At 71.1% G+C, this 567-nt stretch carries 1 protein-coding gene; it reads left to right on the top strand.

All coding sequences use genetic code 11. From position 1 onward, the window contains the following. The coding region (locus NS355_RS17930) for a putative zinc-binding metallopeptidase (RefSeq protein WP_209445139.1) at positions 1–567 on the top strand (567 nt) is incomplete at both ends.

Here is a 567-nt window from a genome sequence, read left to right as displayed (position 1 = left end):
TGGGCTCGGCGGACACCTTCTGCGTCGCCTGCCGGCACAACCGGGTGGTGCCCGACCTCTCGATCCCCTGGAACCAGACCCGCTGGCGCGAGGTCGAGGCGGCCAAGCGCCGGCTGTTCTACGCCATGCTGCGGCTGCGCCTGCCGCTCGCCTCCCGCCGCGAAGACCCGGCGGGCCTCGCCTTCGACTTCCTGGTCGACCCCGCGGAATCCTACCTGATCGGCCCGCCGGTGCTCACCGGGCACGACAACGGCCTCATCACCCTCAACATCGCGGAGGCCGACGACGTCGAGCGCGAGCGCCGGCGCACGCAGTTCGGCGAGCATTACCGCACATTGCTCGGGCACTTCCGCCACGAGATCGGGCACTATTTCTGGAACGTGCTGGTGCGGGCCGATCCCTGCCTCGACGCGTTCCGGGCGGTGTTCGGCGACGAGCGGGCCGATTACGGCGCGGCGCTCCAGCGCCACTACGCCCACGGCCCGGCGGAGGGCTGGCAGGAGACCTTCGTCTCGGCCTACGCCACCTCCCACCCCTGGGAGGACTTCGCCGAGACCTGGGCGCATT

The organism is Sphingomonas yabuuchiae (assembly GCF_001477495.1).
In the GTDB taxonomy this organism is placed as follows: Bacteria; Pseudomonadota; Alphaproteobacteria; order Sphingomonadales; family Sphingomonadaceae; genus Sphingomonas; species Sphingomonas yabuuchiae_A.
This window is presented reverse-complemented; position numbering and strand designations above follow the sequence as displayed.